The following is a 17,906-nucleotide window of genomic DNA, read 5'->3' as shown; positions in this document are numbered from 1 at the left end:
CGACGGAGGCGGAGGAACCATGGGCGTGGACGAGGAGTTCGAGCGGGTCCGCACGGCGCTGCGCGCCGAGGAGCGGGCGCTGGCGCAGGAGTTCGAGCAGATCGACGCCGAGGCGCGCGCCACGGTCGACGCGAGCGTCGAGCACGTCCGCACCGAGCTCGCGACCCAGGCCGAGCGCATCCGGGAGGCCATCGCCCAGCAGCGCGCCGAGGTCGAGGCCCGCAGCGAGGAGCTGCGCGACGACGTCGAGGGCGACCCGTCGCTGCCCGGGGTCCCGAGCACCGAGATCCCGAGCACCGAGATCGTGAGCAGCGAGATCGTCAGCGTCGAGGTCGACGGCACCGAGGTCGACGGCACCGACGTCGACCAGGTCAGCGCCGCCGGGGACGAGCCGCTGGACACGGTCGGCGACGTCGAGCGCGGGGACTGACCCCGCTGCGACCCGTGGCGTCAGTGCGGGTCGCGCAGCACGACCGCGTGCGTGAGCTTGTCGGAGAACGCCTGGCGGCGCTGGTCCCACAGCGGCCACAGGTAGCCGAGGTAGAACAGGAACGCGTTGACGACGTGCGCGATGTCCCGCACGAACGCCCACCACATGCCCAGGGGCTGGTCCGTGGTCTCGTGCACGGTCCGCAGGCCCACGATGCGCTTGCCCCAGGACTGCCCGGTGCGGCCCTGCTGGACCACCCGGCTGACGAACCACAGGACGAGCGTGACGAGCGCGCCGACACCGGCCACGACCACGCCCTGCGCCGTGGGCACCGTCGTGAACCGCCCGTACGCGTCGAGCCCGGGCACCGAGGTGATCTGCAGGTAGAGGATGCCCGCGAGGTACGGGATCGTGGTCAGGATCTGGTCGAGGAGGGTCGCCAGCACGCGCCACCCCCAGTGCGCCGGCTCACCGAGCAGCGAGCCTGCGCCCGGGGCCCAGCCTCCCGGGCCGCCCAGCGCGGCACCGAACGGGGACGTGGTGCCGAACGCGGACGCACCGGTCCCACCGGCCCACGGCGCACTCGCCGGGGCCGCGGCCCACGGGGACACGGGCGGGGGCTCGGGCGGGGGTGCCAGCCCGGGGATCGGCTCGCCGGGCACCCAGGCGCTCTGCGCCGGCTGCCAGGACCCACCGGCGGCGGAGCCCGTCGCGGCGCGGTCGCCGATGCCGGTGCCCGCCCCGGCCCCCACGGCGGCCCCCACCACGGCGTTCAGGGGCGCGGCGGGGCGCAGCGCGGCCTCGGGCAGCGGGCGGGTGTGCTCGGTCCAGTCGGTGCCGTCGAACCACCGCTGCACGTCGGGGGTCACGCCGTCGTCGTACCACCCCGGTGCGGGGTCGCCTGCAGTCGTCACGTCCCTGCACATCGGCACGTCGGCCGGACGACGTGAGCGTGCCGCCGCTGCGGATCGCCCAGGACGCGCGGCCCGGCGCGCGGCAGGATGGTCGCGTGCGCCGGCACCGCGGCGCCGCACGGAGACGGAGGAGCCGGCATGGGTCTCGACGACCTGGTGAGCAAGGCGAAGGGCGCGCTGGGCGGCCGCGAGGAGCAGGCCAAGGACGCGCTCGACAAGGCGGCCGACGCGGTCAAGGCACGGACCGACGCCGGCACGGACGCGACGATCGACAAGGTCGTCGGCGCTGCTAAGGACTACCTGGACCAGCAGAAGAAGGCCTGACGCTCGGCTCAGGTCAGCGTCTCGCCCGCACGCTCCGGCAGGGCCAGGGCGCCGAGCGCGGCGACGACGAAGACCGCGGCGAACACCGTGAACAGCAGGCCGGTGCCGCCCAGCTCGCGCAGCTGCGGCACGGCCAGGGGCGCCAGGACGGAGGCCGTGCGCCCGACGCCCGCCGCCCAGCCCGCGCCGGTGGTGCGCATCCGGGTGGGGTACAGCTCGGGGGTGACCGCGTACAGGGCTCCCCAGGCGCCCAGGTTGAAGAACGACAGCAGCAGCCCGGCGCCGATGATCTGGGCGTCGCCCGACGCGGCCGCGAACGCCCCCGCGGCCACGGCGGACCCGGCGAGGAACGCCGCGAGCGTGCGGCGCCGGCCCCACGTCTCGACGAGCACGGCGGCGGCCGCGTACCCGGGCAGCTGCCCCAGCGTGATGATCAACGTGTACTCGAACGACCGCACGAGCGTGTGCCCGTCCGCGGCGAGCAGGGACGGCAGCCAGATGAACGCGCCGTAGTAGGAGAAGTTCACGGCGAACCACACGACCCACAGGGCGGTGGTCCGGCGGCGCAGCGCGGGCGCCCACAGCGCACCCAGGCGGGGCGCCGCCACGGCCGCGGCGGTGGCGTCCGCGGGGGTCCCGGGCACGTCGGCCGGGGCGGGGTCGGTCGTGGCGGGGTCGGCCGCGACCGCCGCGTCACGCACCTGCGCCCCCGTCAGCCCGCCGTGGCCGACGGCGCGGGACGACTCCAGGTCGGCGACGACGCGCTCGGCCTCGGCGTGCCGGCCGCGTGCCTGCAGGAACCGCACGGACTCGGGCAGGCCGCGCCGCACCACCACGGAGTAGAGGGCGGGCAGCGCGCCGAGCGCCAGGGCCCACCGCCAGCCGTCGTCGCCGGACGGCACCACGAGGTAGCCGATGAGCGCGGCGAGGATCCAGCCCACCGCCCAGAACGACTCCAGCACGACGACGGCACGGCCGCGGATCCGCGGCGGCGCGAACTCGCTGACGAGCGTCGAGGCGACGGGCAGCTCCGCACCCAGGCCCAGGCCGACGACGAACCGCAGCACCATGAGGACGGCGACGCCGCCCGCGAGCGCGGACGCACCCGTCGCCAGCCCGTAGACCAGCAGGGTGAGGGCGAACACCTGGCGGCGACCGACGCGGTCGGCGAGCAGCCCCCCGACGGCCGCGCCGACGGCCATGCCGACGAACCCGGCGGACGCGACCCAGCCGAGCACGGTCGCGTCGGTGCCCCACACCACGGCGAGCTGGGCGATGACGAACGAGATCAACCCGACGTCCATCGCGTCGAACGTCCACCCCACCCCGGACCCGACGAGCAGGCGCACGTGCCGCCGGGTGACGGGGAGCCGGTCGAGCCGCTCGGCCGGGTCACCGGCCGCGGGCGCGGCGGGGTCGGTGGGGACGTCGGGTCCGGTCACGAGACCTCCTGCGGTCCGCCCGGGAGGTCCGGGCGCGTGCGGGACGCGGCCGGTCGGCCGCGCGGCGTCGTCGTCGGCACCGCTGGGCATCGTGGCCCACACCGGGCCGGGACGCCAGGGCGGACGTCGTGGCGCCGCGTCAGTCGCGCGGCGGGAAGATGCCCTGCAGCGCGATGCAGACGTTGACCCGCAGGTACGGGGGCATGTTCTCGTGGGGCTGGCCGGCGCCGGCCGGGCCGACGGTGGTCGGGGACATCGCGACGAGCGACGCGGCCGGGCCGTACAGCCGCTCGACGGCGCGGCCGCGGCGCGACTGCGCCCAGACGGCACCGGACGGGTTGGCACTGGTCCCCGGTGCGTCCACGGCCGGCACCGGGTGGGTGTGCGCCGGCATCTGGCTGCTGGTCAGGGTGACCGTGGCCACGCCGGTGCGGTCACCGGGGAAGAACGAGGTCAGGCCGGGGCCGGACCCCGTGCCGACGGGGCTGGCGTTGCGCAGGTCCGGCAGCGCGAACGTCACACGCCCGTCGCCGCCGAAGTTGGTGCCCAGCAGGGAGAACAGCGCGGTGTTCTGCTGGATCGGCATGATCTGCCCCTCGCAGAACGCCCAGCCCCGGGGCGCGAAGCTGCCGGCGAAGAGGCGCAGCTCGCCGAGGTACGGGTCGTACACGTCGTCTCCTTCAGTTGCGGCTCGGGTAGACGCCCTGCGTCGCGATGACGAACGACAGCACGGTGTACGGCGGCATGTTGGGGTGCGGCTGCGTGGCGCCGCTGACACCGCTGGGGGTGGCAGCCACCTGCGGGCTCGGGGCGTACCGGGGGCGCTCGGCCACGGCCCACGTCGTCCCCGCGGGCGACCCCGAGGTGGCGGCCGCGGTGGTGGCCTGCGCCGTGTGGGTGTGCTGCGGCAGCTGGCTGGTCAGGACGGTGACCTGCTCGGCCCCACCCGTCGCGCCGCTGGTCGCGGATGCCCCGGCGTGCACCGGCACGCGCCCGCGCAGGTCCGGCAGGGCGAACGTCTGGACGCCGTTGCCACCGAACTGCGTGCCGAGGATGCTGAACAGCGCCTGGTTCGTGGAGATCGACAGCTGCGAGCCGTCGCAGACGAGCCACCGTCCCGGGGGCGTCGGGCCGGCCCAGAGCCGGATCTCGCCCATCGTGGTGTCGTCGTCGTCGCCCGTGGGGTAGTACCCCTCGACGCAGAGCCCGAACACGACGCCCAGCACGGGTGAGCGGTTCTCGTGCGGCAGGTTGCCGCCAGCCGCGCCGAGCGCCTGCGGCGCCATCGTGACCGCGCCCGGCGGGGCGGCGTAGGGCGCGGAGTCCGGCGCGACGCCCCACGTGGCGCCGTCGGGCGAGGTCGCGGTGGCCTGCGCGCCGGACGCCAGCACGGGGTGCTGGTGCCCTGGCATCTGCTGCGTCGTGAGCGTCACGGTCTCGGATCCGCCGACCTCGCCGAGCGTGCGCGGTGTGCGTCCGGGCCCTGTGCCGGCGCCCAGCGGGGTGCGCCCCCTCAGGTCGGGGACGGCGAAGGTGCTCTGGCCGTCGCCGCCGTACGTCGTGCCGATGACCGTGAACGCGGCCTGGTGCTCGGAGATCGACAGCAGGCGGCCGTCGCACGGCACCCACCCGCGGGGCACGAACGTCGCGCCGAACATCCTGACCTCGCCGATGAACCCGGTCACCGGGCACCTCCCGCGCGGTTGACGACGGCCTCAAGGGTGAGGCCGTCGGGGCTCACGGGTCCGAGGTAGACGCGCAGGTCGCCGTCCGGGTGCCGCAGCGTGCGCGTCGCGGCGGGCAACGGCTCGCCGTCGGCGACGAGGACGAGGGCGAACTGCTCGGCGGTGGCCGCGGCGCCGGCGAACCCGTCGACGGTCGCCAGGACCAGCCGGGCACCGGTCTGGGTGTCGACGAACGTCTGGCCGACCATGCGGGACAGGACCTCGCCGTCGAGCGGCAGGTCCGGGAAGAGGACCTGCACACCGGCGGCGGCGCCGAGCGTGACGGCACCGGCGACGCCGGCCCCCGCCGCGAGGACCGTGCGCCGGGTCACCCCGGTCGCCGTGGTCGTCGGGGTCGTGGTCACCGCGTCCCACCTCCTGGGCTGTGTCGCCGCGCGGGGGCGTCCCGTCCGGTCGGCGCGAGCCTAGGAGTTTCACCCTGCCGACGGGCCCTTCCTCCCGGGTGAATCTCTCTAGTGTTCGCTACATGTTCCCAGGTCAGAGGGCTATCCGCCGCCCGGTTGCTGCCGGTTTGGGCGTGTTCGTGGTGGTCGCGGCGGGCGTCGTCGCCGCTCCGGCGTACGCGGCGGCGACGGTCATCGGGGTCACGACGACCGCCGACGCGCCCGTCGGGCCCGCCTGCGACGACGGCCTCCCGCTCGTCTCGCTGCGCGAGGCGCTGTGCCGGGCGGGCGACGAGGCCGAGGCCGTCGTCGAGCTGCCCGCCGGCACCTACACGCTCACGGCCGGGGCGCTGACCGTCGACCCGGGAGACGCGCTGGACGTGACGCTGCGCGGTGCGGGGGCGGCGACGACGGTCGTCGACGCCGCCGGGGCGTCGCGCGTGCTCGACGTCGACCCGTCGTTCGTCGGCGGCGTGGACCTCACCGTCGAGGGCGTGACGCTGCGCAACGGGGTCGGCCAGGCGGGGACCGGCGGCGGCGGTGCGATCGTCGCCGGCACCGGCGACCCGGGCGCCCCCGACTCCCTGACGCTGCGGGACTGCGCCGTCACGGGCAGCCGCAACGCTCCCGGCGCGACGGGCACGTCGGCCGACGTGGGCGGCGCGGTGTCGATGACGGGCGGGACGCTGCTGGTCGAGCGCTGCACGTTCACCGGCAACGTGGCGGTCGGCGCCGCGGGCGGGGCCATCGGCTTCACCGGCGTCGGCGGCACGGAGTCCGTCACGGTCCTCGACTCGGTCCTCACGGACAACACGGTCGACGCCACGACCACCGGGGCGACCGTCGGCGGCGGCGCGCTGGACGTGGCGTGGGGCGACCCGACGACCACGGTGACCGGCACGCGCCTGGAGTCCAGCACGGTGCTCGTCGGCGGCGGTCCCGTGCTCGGCTCGGCGGTCCGCGTCGCGGCGGGCACGGCCACGCTCACCGGGGTGTCCGTCGCGGGCAACCGGGCGACCGGTGCGACGTCCGCCGTCGCGGCCGTGCACCTGGCGGACGGCTCGGTCAGCGACGCGCGGATCGTCGACAACGTCGTGGTCGTCGCGGGCGTGCCGACGCGCGTCGGCCTCAGCGGCGCCGCGACCGCCGTGCGCACGTGGTGGGGGTGCAACGACCTCGCCGGGGCGTGCGACTCCGCAGGTGGCGCGGCCACCGCCCCGCACGCGACGGTCTCCACCACCGTCGACCCGACCGCCACGACCGCGGGGCAGGGCGTCACCGCCACCGTCGGCGTGCAGCTGTCCGACGGCTCGACGCCGAGCGCCGCCCTGCTCGGCGCGATGGCGGGCGCGCCCGTCACGTGGGCCGGCGCCACGTTCACCACGAGCGACACCGCCCTGGGGACGGCCGGCACGGCCACCGCGACCTTCACGGCGACCGGCGCGACGACCATCACCTCGACCGTCGACGGCGTCGGCACCGACGCGGCGCTGGACGTCGCCGTGCCCCCGGCGGTCACGCTCGACCCGGTCGACACCGAGGTCGCCGATGGCGGGACCGCCACGTTCACGGCCACCGCGAGCGGCGCCCCGGCGCCGGGCGTCCAGTGGCAGCAGCGCGCCGACGCGTCGGGCACGTGGGCCGACCTCAGCGGCGCGACGAGCACCACCCTGACCCTGGCCGACCGCACGCGCACCGACCACGCCAGCCAGGTCCGGGCGGTCTTCACGAGCACCGCGGGGTCCGCCACGTCCGCCCCGGCCACACTGTCGGTCACGCACGGCCCCGTCGACCTGGTCGACCCGCAGGACGTCGCCGGCGGCATCGGCGACGAGGTGACGTTCACCGCGAGCGCGGCCGGCCACCCGGCGCCGACGGTCCGCTGGCAGACGTCGACCGACGGCAGCGCGTGGACCGACGTGCCCGGTGCGACGTCGTGGACGTACACGCGCACGCTGGGCGCCGACGACCACGAGCTGTCCGTGCGGGCCGTCGCGAGCGGCACCACGGGTGAGGTCCCCACGGGGGTCGCGCGGGTGACCCTGCAGGTGCCGCCGGTGGTCACCACGTCGCCCGCGAGCACGACGGTCGGGGTCGGCGGCACGGCCACGTTCACGGTGGCCGGCACGGGCACGCCCGCCCCGACGGTCCGCTGGGAGCAGCTCGCTCCGGGCGCGGCGACGTGGACCACCGTCGCCGGGACCGCGACGACGCTCACGCTCGAGGACCTCGAGGTCGCCCAGGACGGCACGCAGGTGCGCGCCGTCCTGACCAACCCGCACGGCTCGGCGACGAGCGGCGTGGCGACGCTGCGCGTCTCGCACGGCCCCACGTTCACGCTGCAGCCGCAGCCCGTGACCGGTGAGCCCGGTGACGTCGCGACGTTCACCGCCGCCGCGGCCGGGTACCCCGCCCCGACCGTGCAGTGGCAGGCGTCCACCGACGGCCTGTCGTGGACGGGCGTGCCGGGCGCGACCGGCTGGACGTACGAGCGCACGCTGGCCGAGTCCGACCACGGCCTGCGGGTGCGGGCGTTCGTCACCGGCTGGTCCGGCTCCGCGGCCTCGACGCCCGTGCTGGTGACGGTACGGTTCGCGCCCACGGTCACCGACCCGGCCGACGTCACGCTCGACGCGGGCGACGACGCGACGTTCACCGTCGCCGTCACGGGCTCCCCCGCCCCGACGGTCACCTGGCAGCGCCGCGCCGCGGGTGCGACGGACTGGGTCGACGCCGGCGCGACGGGCACGCAGCTGCAGCTCACGGACGTCACGGCGGCCGACGACGGCACGCAGGTGCGCGCGGTCGTGACGAACGCGCTCGGCACGCGCACGAGCGCGGCCGCCACGCTGACGGTCCGGTACGCCCCCACGTTCACCGCGGAGCCGCAGGACGTCACCGGCCTGGCCGGCGAGGTGGTGACGTTCACCGCGGCCGCGGCGGCCAACCCCGCGGCGGCGCCGACCTGGCAGACCTCGACCGACGGCCTGACGTGGACCCCCGTCGACGGCGCGACCGCGTGGACGTACACGCGCACGCTGACCGCCGACGACCACGACCTGCGGGTGCGTGCGGTCGCTGCGAACCCGCTGGGCGTCGTCGCCTCCGCGGCGGCGCGGATCACGGTCGACGCCGTGCCGGCGGTCACCGCGCAGCCCGTCGACGCGACCGTCGACCTCGGAACGTCGGCGACGTTCGAGGTGCAGGTCACGGGGCGTCCCACGCCGGACGTCACCTGGCAGACGCAGGTCGACGGCGACTGGGTCGACGTCCCCGGGGCGACGGGCACGACGCTCGTGGTACCCGGCACCGAGGACGCGCACGGCGCGCGGTACCGCGCGGTCGCGACCAGCACCCGCGGCACCGCGACCTCCGAGGCCGCCACGCTGCAGGTCCTCGTCGCCCCGACCGTGACGGACCCGCAGGACGTCGCGACGGCACCGGACGAGGAGGTGACGTTCTCCGTGGACGTCACCGGCCGGCCGCTGCCGGACGTCACGTGGGAGGCCTCGACGGACGGCAGCACGTGGACGGTCGTCGGCACGGGGACCGAGCTGCGGCTGACGCCCACGCTCGCCGACGACGGCCTGCTGGTGCGAGCCGTCGCCACCGCGACGCTGGTCGCCGGCCCGGTGTCCGTGACGAGCGCGCCGGCCGAGCTGGTCGTCGCCGCGGTGCCCGAGGTCCTCGACGGCGCCGGGCCGCTGACCACCGTCACCGCGGGCGTGCCGGCGACGATCGCGTGGACGGTGCTCGCCGCCGACGCGACCGCCACCTGGGACGTCTCGCGCGACGGCGGGGTGACGTGGTCGCCCGTGCCCGTCGGCTGGGTGCCGGGCACGCAGACGCCGCCGGCGGCGCGTGCGGCCGGCCCGGCCGTGCGGACGGTCCACACGCTGACGCTCACCCCGACGGCCGCGGACGAGGGCGCGCTGGTGCGGCTCACCGTGACCTCGCCGGGCGGCTCGGCGAGCGTCGGCACCGTGCTCGACGTCGCGGCCGTGCCGGACCCGGGGACGGACCCCGGGACGGGTCCGGGCACCGGTCCGGGCACGGGCCCGGGCACCGGCGGCGGAACGGGTGGCGGTGGCACCGGTGGCGGCGTCCCGGGCACGGGTGGCGCGACCGGGACGGCCGGTCCCGGCACGTCCGGCGGCTCGACCGCCACCGGCAGCGCCACGGGCGCGGGCGGGACCCGCGGGTCGCTGTCGAGCACGGGCGCCGACCCGCTGCGCCTGCTGGCGCTGGGGGCGCTGCTCGCCGCGGCGGGCGTCGTGACCCTGGTGGGCGTGAGCCGGCGCCGCGAGCTGCGCGGCTGACGGACGTCGGTCGGCGCGTCGTGCCGCTACGACGCGTCGGCCGGCTCCACCCGGAACACCGGGTGGTCGGCGGCGACGGCCTCGAACGCCGCCACAGGCTCGCGCCGGTCGACGCGCACGTGCGGGCGGGTGCCCGGCGCCACCTGCACGATGCGCCGGATCACCGGCGCGCGCTCGGCCACGGGCACCTCCACGAGCCGCACGGGCCGCGCCCGCCCGTGCCGCAGCACGGCGTGACCGTCCGCGGCGCGCACGTTCCACACCCAGGCGCACTCCCCCAGCATGGACACCAGGTACCAGTGCCCGTCGACGTCGGCCATGCCGAGCGGGAAGCGCGTGAGGCGGCCCGTGCGCCGCCCCGGGACCTCGAGGGTCACCCACCGCCGCGGCGTCAGCCACGTCCCGTGCAGCGCGGCGTAGAACCGGGCGGCGCGGCGGGCGAAGGCGTCACCATGCCCGCCCGCGTAGTGCCCGCGCAGCCGGGCCGCCTGCCACCGCTCGAACCGGCCCATCGCCGACCCTCCGCCCGTCGCCCCCGCCCGTCACCCACCCGCCGGGGTGGACGGGTCGATCGTGGCGTGCCGGCCGGGTCACGGGCCAGGGGCGCAGGTCCCGCCCGGGGTCGGGCGTCGGGTCGGGCGTCGGGTCGGCGTCGGTCAGGCGATGCCGTCGCGCCGGGCGATGAAGGTCTTCACGACCGGCTCCTGCACCTCCTGCCCGGCCTCGTTCTCGCCGGGGGCGGGGTCGGCCTGCGGGGCCGTGGCCTCGACGGGGTCGGGGACCTCGTCGGGCGTGGGCGTGACGGTGTCGTCGGGGACGGACATGGGTGGTCTCCTCGTCGTCAGGCGAAGCCGCTGCCGGCCCGGTTGCCGGGGATCTGCACCGTGCCCGGGTCGCCGGGTTCCGTGCCGTCGGGCAGCGCGTCGTCGGGGGCGTCGTCGAGCGCCGGATCGGCCGTCGGGGCCGTGGCCTCGACCGGGTCGGGGACCTCGTGGGGCGTCGGCGTGACGGTGTCGTCGGGGACGGACATCGATGACCTCCCTGTCGTCGGTGACCTCGATCGTCACACGCCGCACCGTCCCTGTCTCGCCGGGACGTCCGACGCGGGTCATCCCTGCGGCGTACCCCACCGCCCGGCACGGATGGTCCTCACGGGCGTCCCGGTGGCCCGGGGCTCTCCGTACGTTCGAGGCACACCCCGAACGAGGAGGACGCATGATCGAGGCCGATGGTCTGACCAAGAGGTACGGCAGCGCGACCGTGGTCGACGGCATGACCTTCACCGTCCAGCCCGGCAAGGTCACCGGCTTCCTGGGCCCCAACGGCGCCGGCAAGTCGACGACGATGCGCATGGTCGTCGGGCTCGACCGCCCCAGCGCGGGCCGCGTCACGGTCAACGGCAAGCCGTACGCGCAGCACCGCGCCCCGCTCGGCGAGGTCGGTGTGCTGCTCGACGCCAAGGGCGTGCACGGCGGACGCCCGGCCCGCGACCACCTGCTGGCGCTCGCCCTCACGCACGGCATCGACCGCCGACGCGTCGACGAGGTCATCGAGCTCGCGGGCCTGACGTCCGTGGCCCGCCGCCGCGCCGGGCACTTCTCGCTCGGCATGGGGCAGCGGCTCGGCATCGCCGCGGCCCTGCTGGGTGACCCGCAGACGCTCATCCTCGACGAGCCCGTCAACGGCCTGGACCCCGAAGGCGTCCTGTGGGTGCGCACCCTGCTGCGCGGCCTCGCGGCCGAGGGCCGCACCGTGTTCCTGTCGTCCCACCTGATGTCGGAGATGGCCCTCACGGCGGACCACCTCATCGTCGTGGGGCGCGGCCGGATCGTCGCCGACGCACCCGTCGCCGAGGTCGTCGCGCGCGCCGGGACGTCGGCCGTGCGCGTGCGCACCCCTGACGCCCCGCGGCTCGCCGCACTCCTGAGCCGTGACCCGGCCGTCGACGTGCGCTCCACGAGCGCCGACCTGCTCGACGTCACCGGCAGCACGACCCCCGCCATCGCCGCGCTCGCCGCCGGGGCCGGGATCGTGCTGCACGAGCTGGCCCCCGTGCAGGCGTCCCTCGAGGACGCCTACCTGCAGCTCACCGGCGGTGAGGTCGAGTACCGCTCCACCCCCGCCGACGCGTCCCCGCCCGCCCGTCACACCGCAGGAGCCCCCCGATGACCACCGCCGCCACCCCCACCAGCCCGGCCACCGCCGCGTCGCGCCCCCGTGCGCGCACGGCCGTGCAGCCCGTCACGTACTCCCGGCTGGTCGCCGCCGAGTGGGTCAAGATCCGCTCGCTGCGCTCGACGTGGTGGGCCCTCGCCCTGGCGCTCGCCTTCTTCCCGCTGCTCGCCGCGATGCGCAGCTCGAGCATCGCGGCGATCGCCGCCGACGCGCCCCCGAACTTCTTCGTCGGCCCCGCGTACGTGACCTCCGGGGTCACCCTCGCGCTGCTCGTCGTGTGCGGGCTCGGCGTCGTCGCCGTCACCGCGGAGTACCGCACCGGGCAGATCCGCTCGACGCTCGCGGCCGCCCCCACGCGGCTGCCGGCGCTGCGGGCCAAGCTCACGGTCGTCACCGGCCTCGCGTTCGCCGTCGGGCTCGTCGGGGTCCTCACCGGCTGGGCCGCAGCCGCGCCGTGGTTCGGGACCATCGGCATGAGCGTCGACCTCACGGACCCGCAGCACGTGCGCCTCATGCTCGGGGTCCCGCTGTACCTCGCGGCGATGACGGCGCTCGCCTTCGCCCTCGGCGCGATCGTCCGCAGCTCCGCCGCCGGGATCGCGTCCGTGCTGGGCCTCGTGTTCGTCGTCGAGCCCGCGTTCGCGTACATCCCGTTCGAGCCGCTGCAGGAGCTCGCCGCCTACCTGCCCACCGCCGCCGGCGCGCGGCTCGTCACGTCCGACTCCCTGGGCTCGGTCGTCACCGGGTCCGGCGTCACCACCCTGGGTCCGTGGGGCGGGTTCGGTGTGCTGCTCGCGTGGGTGGCCGTGCTCCTCGTCGTCGCGTCCGTGCTGCTGCGCCGCCGGGACGTCTGAGACGTGACCTGGGAGGATGCGTCGGTGACGGACACGACACCCCGGCCGGGCGGGGTCACCGGCCCCGGTCCGCACGGGGCGACGCCGGCCCGGTCCGGCGACGGGCCGTCGCGCCTCCTCGCCGGCGCCCGCGGACGCCTGCGGGTGCTCACGGACGCACCCGCCCGCACGTGGCTGCGGACCCTGGCCCACGTCACTCTGATCCTGGTCTTCCTGCTGTGGGGCCTCACGTTCGCCGTCGGTGCCGAGTCGATGTACCTGGTCAGCCGGCACGTCGGCCAGGGGCCGGCCGACTCGATGGCCGTCGCGTCCGTGCTCCTGACGCTGCTGGGCGCGGGTGTGCTGCTCGCCCGGCACCGCCGCCCGGAGCTCGTCGCCGCCGCCGTCACGGTGCTGGCCGCGTCGTCACTGGTCCTCGCCGGCGCGACCAACGGGTACGAGCTGGCCATCGGTGCCGCCCTGTTCGCGGTGGCCGCCGCCCGTCCGCCCCGCCGGGCGTGGGTCGTCGCCACCGCCGTCGTCGTGCCCGTGCTCGTCCTCGCGCGGATCACGCCGCTCGTGACGCTCGTCGGCTCGCTCGCCGCGGGGGCCGCGCCCGACGACCCGGGCGCCGTCCCCCGCTTCCTCCTGCCCGGGCGGCTCGGTGAGCTCGTGCCCCCGTGGTGGATCGTGACCGCGCTGCCCGTCGTGGTGCTCGCCCTGCTCGGCGTCGCGTTCGGCACGCTCGTGCGCACCGCACGGCTGCGGAACGCGGCGCTCGCGGAGGCCGCCGCCGCCCGTGCGGCGGAGGACGAGCAGCGGGCGCGCGCCACGCAGGCCGACGAGCGCGCCCGCGTCGCGCGGGAGATGCACGACGTCATCGCGCACTCCATCACCGTGATGATCGCGCTGGGCGGCGGCGCGGCCGCGGCGCTCGACCGGTCGCCCGACCAGGCCCGGCGCGCGCTCGACGAGCTCGTCGACACCGGGCGCGGTGCGCTCGAGGACGTGCGGCGGATCCTCGGGGTGCTGCACGCGCCGGACGACGGAGCCCCCGGGCCGGGCGTCGTCGGGGCGGGCGTCGTCGGGGCGCCGGACCGTGCGACGGGCGACGACGGGTCGACCGCCGACGTGCCCATGGCCCCGCAGCCGGGCGTCGAGGACCTCGCCCACCTCGTCGACCGGTTCCGCACCGCGGGCCTGCCCGTGCGGACCGCCGGGCTCGCCGTCGCGGGCCTCGACGGGCTCGACGCCACCGTGCAGCTCGCGGTCTACCGGGTCGTGCAGGAGTCGCTCACCAACACCCTGCGGCACGCGCCCGGCACGGCGTGCGTCGACGTCGAGGTGCGGCGGGTGCCCGGCGCGGTCGAGGTCGTCGTCACCGACCAGGGCGCGGGCGCACGAGCGGGCGCGGCGCCGACCGCCGCCGGGTCGGGACGCGGGATCGTCGGCATGACGGGTCGCGTCGCCGCGTTCGGCGGGACCCTCGACGCCGGGCCGCACGGTCCCGGCTGGCGCGTGCGCGCGGTGCTGCCGCAGGCGGACGACGCGCACGCGGGCACGGCACCCCCATCACCCCCGACCGAGGGAGAGGCATGATCCGCGTCCTGCTGGTCGACGACCAGGCACTCATCCGCATGGGCTTCCGGCTGCTCATCGACAGCACCGACGACCTCGAGGTCGTCGGTGAGGCGCAGGACGGGGCGTCCGCGATCGAGCAGGTCGCGGCGCTGCGTCCCGACGTCGTGCTCATGGACGTGCGCATGCCCGGCGTCAACGGCATCGCGGCGACCGAGCGGATCGTCGCGGCGCACCCCGAGGTGCGCGTGCTCGTGCTCACGACCTTCGACCTCGACGAGTACGCGTTCGCGGCGCTGCGCGCCGGCGCCAGCGGGTTCCTGCTCAAGGACGCCGCCCCGGCCGAGCTCGCCGCGGCCGTGCGGACCGTCGCGTCGGGCGAGGCGGTCGTCTCGGCGCGCATCACGCGACGCATGCTCGAGCTGTTCGCCGGGCACCTGCCCGCCGGCAGCACCGTCGCGGACCCCGACGCCCCGCACCCCCGCCTCGCCGGGCTCACGCCCCGCGAGGTCGAGGTGCTGCGCGAGGTCGCCGAGGGGCTGTCCAACGCCGAGGTCGCCGGGCGGCTGTTCCTGTCCGAGGCGACCGTCAAGACGCACGTCGGGCGCATCCTCGCCAAGCTCGGGGTGCGGGACCGGGTGCAGGCCGTGGTGGTCGCGTACGAGACGGGGCTGGTGCGGGCCGGCGGGTGAGCGCCCCTCAACCCGGGCGTGCCGGCAGCCGATCTGTGAACCTATGACCATGACCTCCGACGACCTGCCGCGCTCCCCCACGGGACGGGTGCCGCGGTGGGTCGTCGAGGAGGCTGCGGGCCGCCAGCCCGGGTCGGAGCCGTCGACCCCGTGGCACGGGTACGCGTCCGTGGAGCCGCCGGCACCGCGCCGGCGCAGCCTGACGACGCGCCTGGCCGTGGTCGTCGCGGTCGCGCTGATGGCCTGGTGGGGTGCGACCACCGTGCTGCCGGGGCTGCTGCGGGAGGCGGACGCGCCGTTCCTCGACGGCATCGTCGCCGGGCGCGTCCCCGAGCCGACGCCCGAGGTCGTCGCGCTGGCCGACGAGATGTTCCTCACCGACCGGGGCCGTGACCTGCTGTACATGGCGCAGCCGGAGCTGCTGGGCGCGGAGGAGTTCGCCGGGCGCTGCGGGCGCGGGGACTCCGGCACGGCCGGCTCCGGCGGCGCCGTCGGGTGCTACCACACCTCCGCCGGCGGCCTGGAGACGGGGGGCCGCATCGTCGTCTACACCCCGGCCGACCCGCGGCTGCGCGGGTTCGTCGTCGAGACCGCCGCGCACGAGCTGCTGCACGCCGCCTGGACCGAGCTCACGAGCGACGAGCGGGCCGCGGCGGCGACGACGCTGGCGGCCGTCGTCGCGGGGATCGACCCCGCCGACGACCTGCACGCCCAGCTCGCCGGGTCGGTGGCCGACCGGCCGCAGAACCGGCCGACCGAGATGTTCGCGTACGTCGGCACGCAGGTGTGGGCGCCGGGCGGCCTGGACCCGGCGCTCGAGGAGCTGTACGGCCGGTACGTCGCGGACCGCGAGGCCCTGGTCGGCGTGCACACGGCGTTCCAGGGGCAGATCGACGCGATGACGGCCGAGGTCACCAGCGCGCAGCAGGCGCTGAGCCAGCGGCAGTACGACCAGGCGCTCGGCGTGGCGCAGCTCGAGGCCGACACCGCCAACCTCGCGCAGTACCGGGGCACCATCGAGCAGGAGGAGGCGCGGCTCGCGGGCCTGCCCGCGGCGGAGCGGGCGCGCTCGCTGCTGTCCTGGACGTGGCGTGACGGCACGGCGCTGCCCGAGGCCCCGGCCGCGGAGCTGCTCGCCGACGCGCGGGCGCTGCTGGCCCGCGACGAGGCCGAGCTGGCCGCCCGCGGGGCCGCGCTGCAGACCGGTGCGGCGGAGGTCGCCGCGGAGGAGGAGCGGGTCGCCGCCGTGCGGGCCGACCTGGAGGCGCTGTTCGCCCAGCTCAACCCGGGGTGAGGCGCCGCGTCGACGTCCCGCGGGCGGGCTGTCACCGCAGCAGGGCCCGCAGCGCCGGTTCGGCGAGGGCGAAGTCCGCGCGCCGGCCGGTGAGCATCGGGCCGTAGAGCACCGACTCCAGGACGCGGATGTAGAGGAAGGCCCGCTCGGCGAGCGGGTCGCCGCCGGCGACGACGACCCGCGGCACGGGCACCTCGAGGGACGTCGGCAGCCGCGGCAGCGCCGGGTCGTGGCGCCGGGCCGTCGCGCCCCCGCCGATCTCGGGGCCGCCGATGCGCCGGAACAGGTCGCGCTGCACGTCGACCGCGCGGGCGTGCACCTGCCCGGTGGGCGCCAGCAGCACGCGGTGCGCGACCTCGGGCTCGTCCCGGGCGAACCGCCGCAGCGGTGCGGCGTCCTGCAGGAGCGCGGTGAAGCGGCGCGAGACCTCGATGACGCCGTCGACGCCGGGCGGGTACCGCTCGGCCAGCGCGAGGTCGACGACGCGGCGGCCGAGGTCCGTCAGCACGTCCCCGAGCAGCGCGTCCCGGCTGCCGACCGTGCGGTACAGCGTCGCGCGGCTGACGGCGAGCTCGCGCGCGAGGGCGTCCATGTCGAGGGCGCCGTGGTGCAGGAAGTGCCGGGCGCCGCCGTGCACGGCGCTCGCGTGGCTGAGGACCCGGACGGTGGTCACGGCGACCGCCCGTGCTGCATGACCTGCGACGGCCGTCTCACGATCCTCACCGCACCTTCCCCCCGTGGTGGCGCCGTGGTGATGATTCCGGTGAACCAGGTGTATCAGACGCGTGTGACTGCGTGCCAGCACCTGGTGACGCGCGACGCCGCCCAGTCGCGCCCGACCGGAGGTGATGACGCATGTCCCGGACGACCCCGACCCCCGCCGCTCCACCGCTCACCGCACAGCTCACCGCACCGACCCGCCGCAGGCGCGCGCTCGTGCTGGCGACCGCCCTGCTCACCTGGGCCGCCACGCTCGCCCCCGCCGCCGCCCCCGCGCTCGCCGCAGGCTTCGAGCGCGGCCCGGACCCGTCGACGTCCACGCTCGACGCCGCGCGCGGGCCGTTCGCCGTCGCCGAGGAGCGCGTGTACTCCTGGCGCGCCTCGGGCTTCGGCGGTGGGGACATCTACTACCCGACGACGACGTCGGAGGGCACGTTCGGCGTGGTCGCGGTCGCGCCCGGGTACACCGCGGGGCGCTCGAGCATGGCGTGGCTGGCGTCCCGGATCGCGTCGCACGGGTTCGTCGTCATCAACATCGACACCCTCACCCGCTCCGACCAGCCCGCGAGCCGGGGCCGCCAGCTGCTCGCCGCGCTGGACCACGTCACCTCGTCCAGCGGCGTGCGGGACCGCGTCGACGCGAGCCGCCAGGCCGTCGTCGGCCACTCGATGGGCGGCGGTGGCGCCCTCGAGGCCGCCTCGAGCCGGCCGGCGCTGCAGGCCGCGGTGCCACTGACGCCGTGGAACCTCACCAAGCGGTGGTCCAGCCTGCAGGTGCCCACGTTCATCGTCGGCGCGGAGAACGACTCCGTCGCGTCGGTCCGCACGCACGCCGAGCCGTTCTACGAGAGCCTGCCGGCGGCGCTGCCCAAGGCGTACCTCGAGCTCAACAACGCCAGCCACTTCGCCCCCAACACCACCAACTCGACCATCGGCCGGTACACGGTCGCGTGGCTCAAGCGGTACGTGGACGACGACCTGCGGTACAGCCAGTTCCTCTGCCCGCCGCCGCCGCCGAGCTCGGCGATCGAGGAGTTCCGCGCGACCTGCTGACGCA

Annotated in this window: 18 protein-coding genes; 9 read left to right on the top strand and 9 right to left on the bottom strand. The window is 76.6% G+C overall.

Annotation, left to right across the window (positions count from 1 at the left end; translation table 11 throughout):
* Positions 1-19 precede the first annotated feature (19 nt).
* Positions 20-430 carry a hypothetical protein gene (locus Cph01nite_RS12330; protein ID WP_203674596.1) on the top strand — a complete coding sequence of 137 codons (411 nt, stop codon included), beginning with the start codon at positions 20-22 and terminating at the stop codon, positions 428-430.
* Between the two features lie 20 nt (positions 431-450).
* On the opposite strand, the gene Cph01nite_RS12325 is transcribed toward Cph01nite_RS12330, so the two are convergent.
* Positions 451-1,344 carry an RDD family protein gene (locus Cph01nite_RS12325; protein ID WP_203674595.1) on the bottom strand — a complete coding sequence of 298 codons (894 nt, stop codon included), beginning with the start codon at positions 1,342-1,344 and terminating at the stop codon, positions 451-453.
* Positions 1,345-1,482: 138 nt separating this feature from the next.
* On the opposite strand from Cph01nite_RS12325, the gene Cph01nite_RS12320 reads away from it, so the two are divergent.
* Complete coding sequence (locus Cph01nite_RS12320) at positions 1,483-1,668, top strand: antitoxin (protein WP_203674594.1); 186 nt, start codon at positions 1,483-1,485, stop codon at positions 1,666-1,668.
* 8 nt (positions 1,669-1,676) lie between these two features.
* Here the strand turns inward: Cph01nite_RS12320 and Cph01nite_RS12315 are convergent, their stop codons facing one another.
* The 4 genes from Cph01nite_RS12315 to Cph01nite_RS12300 all read right to left on the bottom strand — a co-directional run bounded on the left by Cph01nite_RS12315 (position 1,677) and on the right by Cph01nite_RS12300 (position 5,199).
* Positions 1,677-3,110, bottom strand: a complete 1,434-nt coding sequence (locus Cph01nite_RS12315) for an MFS transporter (protein ID WP_239069231.1) — start codon at positions 3,108-3,110, stop codon at positions 1,677-1,679.
* Between the two features lie 139 nt (positions 3,111-3,249).
* Entirely contained in the window at positions 3,250-3,780 is a 531-nt protein-coding gene (locus tag Cph01nite_RS12310; protein ID WP_203674592.1) for a phage tail protein, read from the bottom strand.
* A gap of 10 nt (positions 3,781-3,790) precedes the next feature.
* Entirely contained in the window at positions 3,791-4,795 is a 1,005-nt protein-coding gene (locus Cph01nite_RS12305; protein WP_203674590.1) for a phage tail protein, read from the bottom strand.
* Positions 4,792-5,199, bottom strand: a complete 408-nt coding sequence (locus Cph01nite_RS12300) for a hypothetical protein (protein WP_203674588.1) — start codon at positions 5,197-5,199, stop codon at positions 4,792-4,794. Before Cph01nite_RS12300 ends, Cph01nite_RS12305 begins: the two co-directional genes overlap by 4 nt.
* Positions 5,200-5,372: 173 nt before the next feature.
* Here Cph01nite_RS12300 and Cph01nite_RS19100 point away from each other — a divergent pair, with 173 nt between their 5' ends.
* Positions 5,373-9,557 (top strand): immunoglobulin domain-containing protein, encoded by a 4,185-nt coding sequence (locus Cph01nite_RS19100; protein WP_239069230.1) that lies wholly within the window; start codon positions 5,373-5,375, stop codon positions 9,555-9,557.
* A gap of 26 nt (positions 9,558-9,583) precedes the next feature.
* On the opposite strand, the gene Cph01nite_RS12290 is transcribed toward Cph01nite_RS19100, so the two are convergent.
* The 3 genes from Cph01nite_RS12290 to Cph01nite_RS12280 all read right to left on the bottom strand — a co-directional run bounded on the left by Cph01nite_RS12290 (position 9,584) and on the right by Cph01nite_RS12280 (position 10,587).
* On the bottom strand, positions 9,584-10,069 hold the full coding sequence (locus Cph01nite_RS12290; RefSeq protein ID WP_203674586.1) for a nitroreductase/quinone reductase family protein: 486 nt from the start codon (positions 10,067-10,069) through the stop codon (positions 9,584-9,586).
* 144 nt (positions 10,070-10,213) lie between these two features.
* Positions 10,214-10,381, bottom strand: coding sequence for a hypothetical protein (locus tag Cph01nite_RS12285; RefSeq protein WP_203674584.1), 168 nt, complete (start codon positions 10,379-10,381; stop codon positions 10,214-10,216).
* A gap of 17 nt (positions 10,382-10,398) precedes the next feature.
* Positions 10,399-10,587, bottom strand: a complete 189-nt coding sequence (locus Cph01nite_RS12280) for a hypothetical protein (RefSeq protein ID WP_203674582.1) — start codon at positions 10,585-10,587, stop codon at positions 10,399-10,401.
* Positions 10,588-10,772: 185 nt separating this feature from the next.
* On the opposite strand from Cph01nite_RS12280, the gene Cph01nite_RS12275 reads away from it, so the two are divergent.
* The 5 genes from Cph01nite_RS12275 to Cph01nite_RS12255 are packed head-to-tail and all read left to right on the top strand — an operon-like array spanning position 10,773 to position 16,129.
* On the top strand, positions 10,773-11,726 hold the full coding sequence (locus Cph01nite_RS12275; protein ID WP_203674580.1) for an ABC transporter ATP-binding protein: 954 nt from the start codon (positions 10,773-10,775) through the stop codon (positions 11,724-11,726).
* Positions 11,723-12,586, top strand: a complete 864-nt coding sequence (locus Cph01nite_RS12270; protein WP_203674578.1) for an ABC transporter permease — start codon at positions 11,723-11,725, stop codon at positions 12,584-12,586. The genes Cph01nite_RS12275 and Cph01nite_RS12270 overlap by 4 nt, the downstream gene beginning before the upstream one ends.
* A 24-nt stretch (positions 12,587-12,610) precedes the next feature.
* On the top strand, positions 12,611-14,164 hold the full coding sequence (locus tag Cph01nite_RS12265) for a sensor histidine kinase (protein WP_203674576.1): 1,554 nt from the start codon (positions 12,611-12,613) through the stop codon (positions 14,162-14,164).
* Complete coding sequence (locus Cph01nite_RS12260) at positions 14,161-14,835, top strand: response regulator (RefSeq protein ID WP_203674574.1); 675 nt, start codon at positions 14,161-14,163, stop codon at positions 14,833-14,835. The genes Cph01nite_RS12265 and Cph01nite_RS12260 overlap by 4 nt, the downstream gene beginning before the upstream one ends.
* 49 nt (positions 14,836-14,884) lie before the next feature.
* Positions 14,885-16,129: a hypothetical protein gene (locus Cph01nite_RS12255; RefSeq protein ID WP_203674572.1), complete on the top strand. Its 1,245-nt coding sequence runs from the start codon at positions 14,885-14,887 to the stop codon at positions 16,127-16,129.
* 31 nt (positions 16,130-16,160) lie between these two features.
* Here Cph01nite_RS12255 and Cph01nite_RS12250 read toward each other — a convergent pair whose 3' ends face one another.
* Positions 16,161-16,802 (bottom strand): QsdR family transcriptional regulator, encoded by a 642-nt coding sequence (locus tag Cph01nite_RS12250; protein WP_203674570.1) that lies wholly within the window; start codon positions 16,800-16,802, stop codon positions 16,161-16,163.
* Positions 16,803-16,984: 182 nt separating this feature from the next.
* Between Cph01nite_RS12250 and Cph01nite_RS12245 the strand changes: the two genes are divergently transcribed.
* Positions 16,985-17,902, top strand: a complete 918-nt coding sequence (locus Cph01nite_RS12245) for an alpha/beta hydrolase family protein (RefSeq protein WP_203674568.1) — start codon at positions 16,985-16,987, stop codon at positions 17,900-17,902.
* Positions 17,903-17,906 lie beyond the last annotated feature (4 nt).

This window comes from Cellulomonas phragmiteti (genome assembly GCF_016862775.1).
GTDB lineage: Bacteria > Actinomycetota > Actinomycetes > Actinomycetales > Cellulomonadaceae > Cellulomonas > Cellulomonas phragmiteti.
Note: the sequence above shows the minus strand (reverse complement) of the source record. Positions and strands in the feature narration are given on the sequence as shown.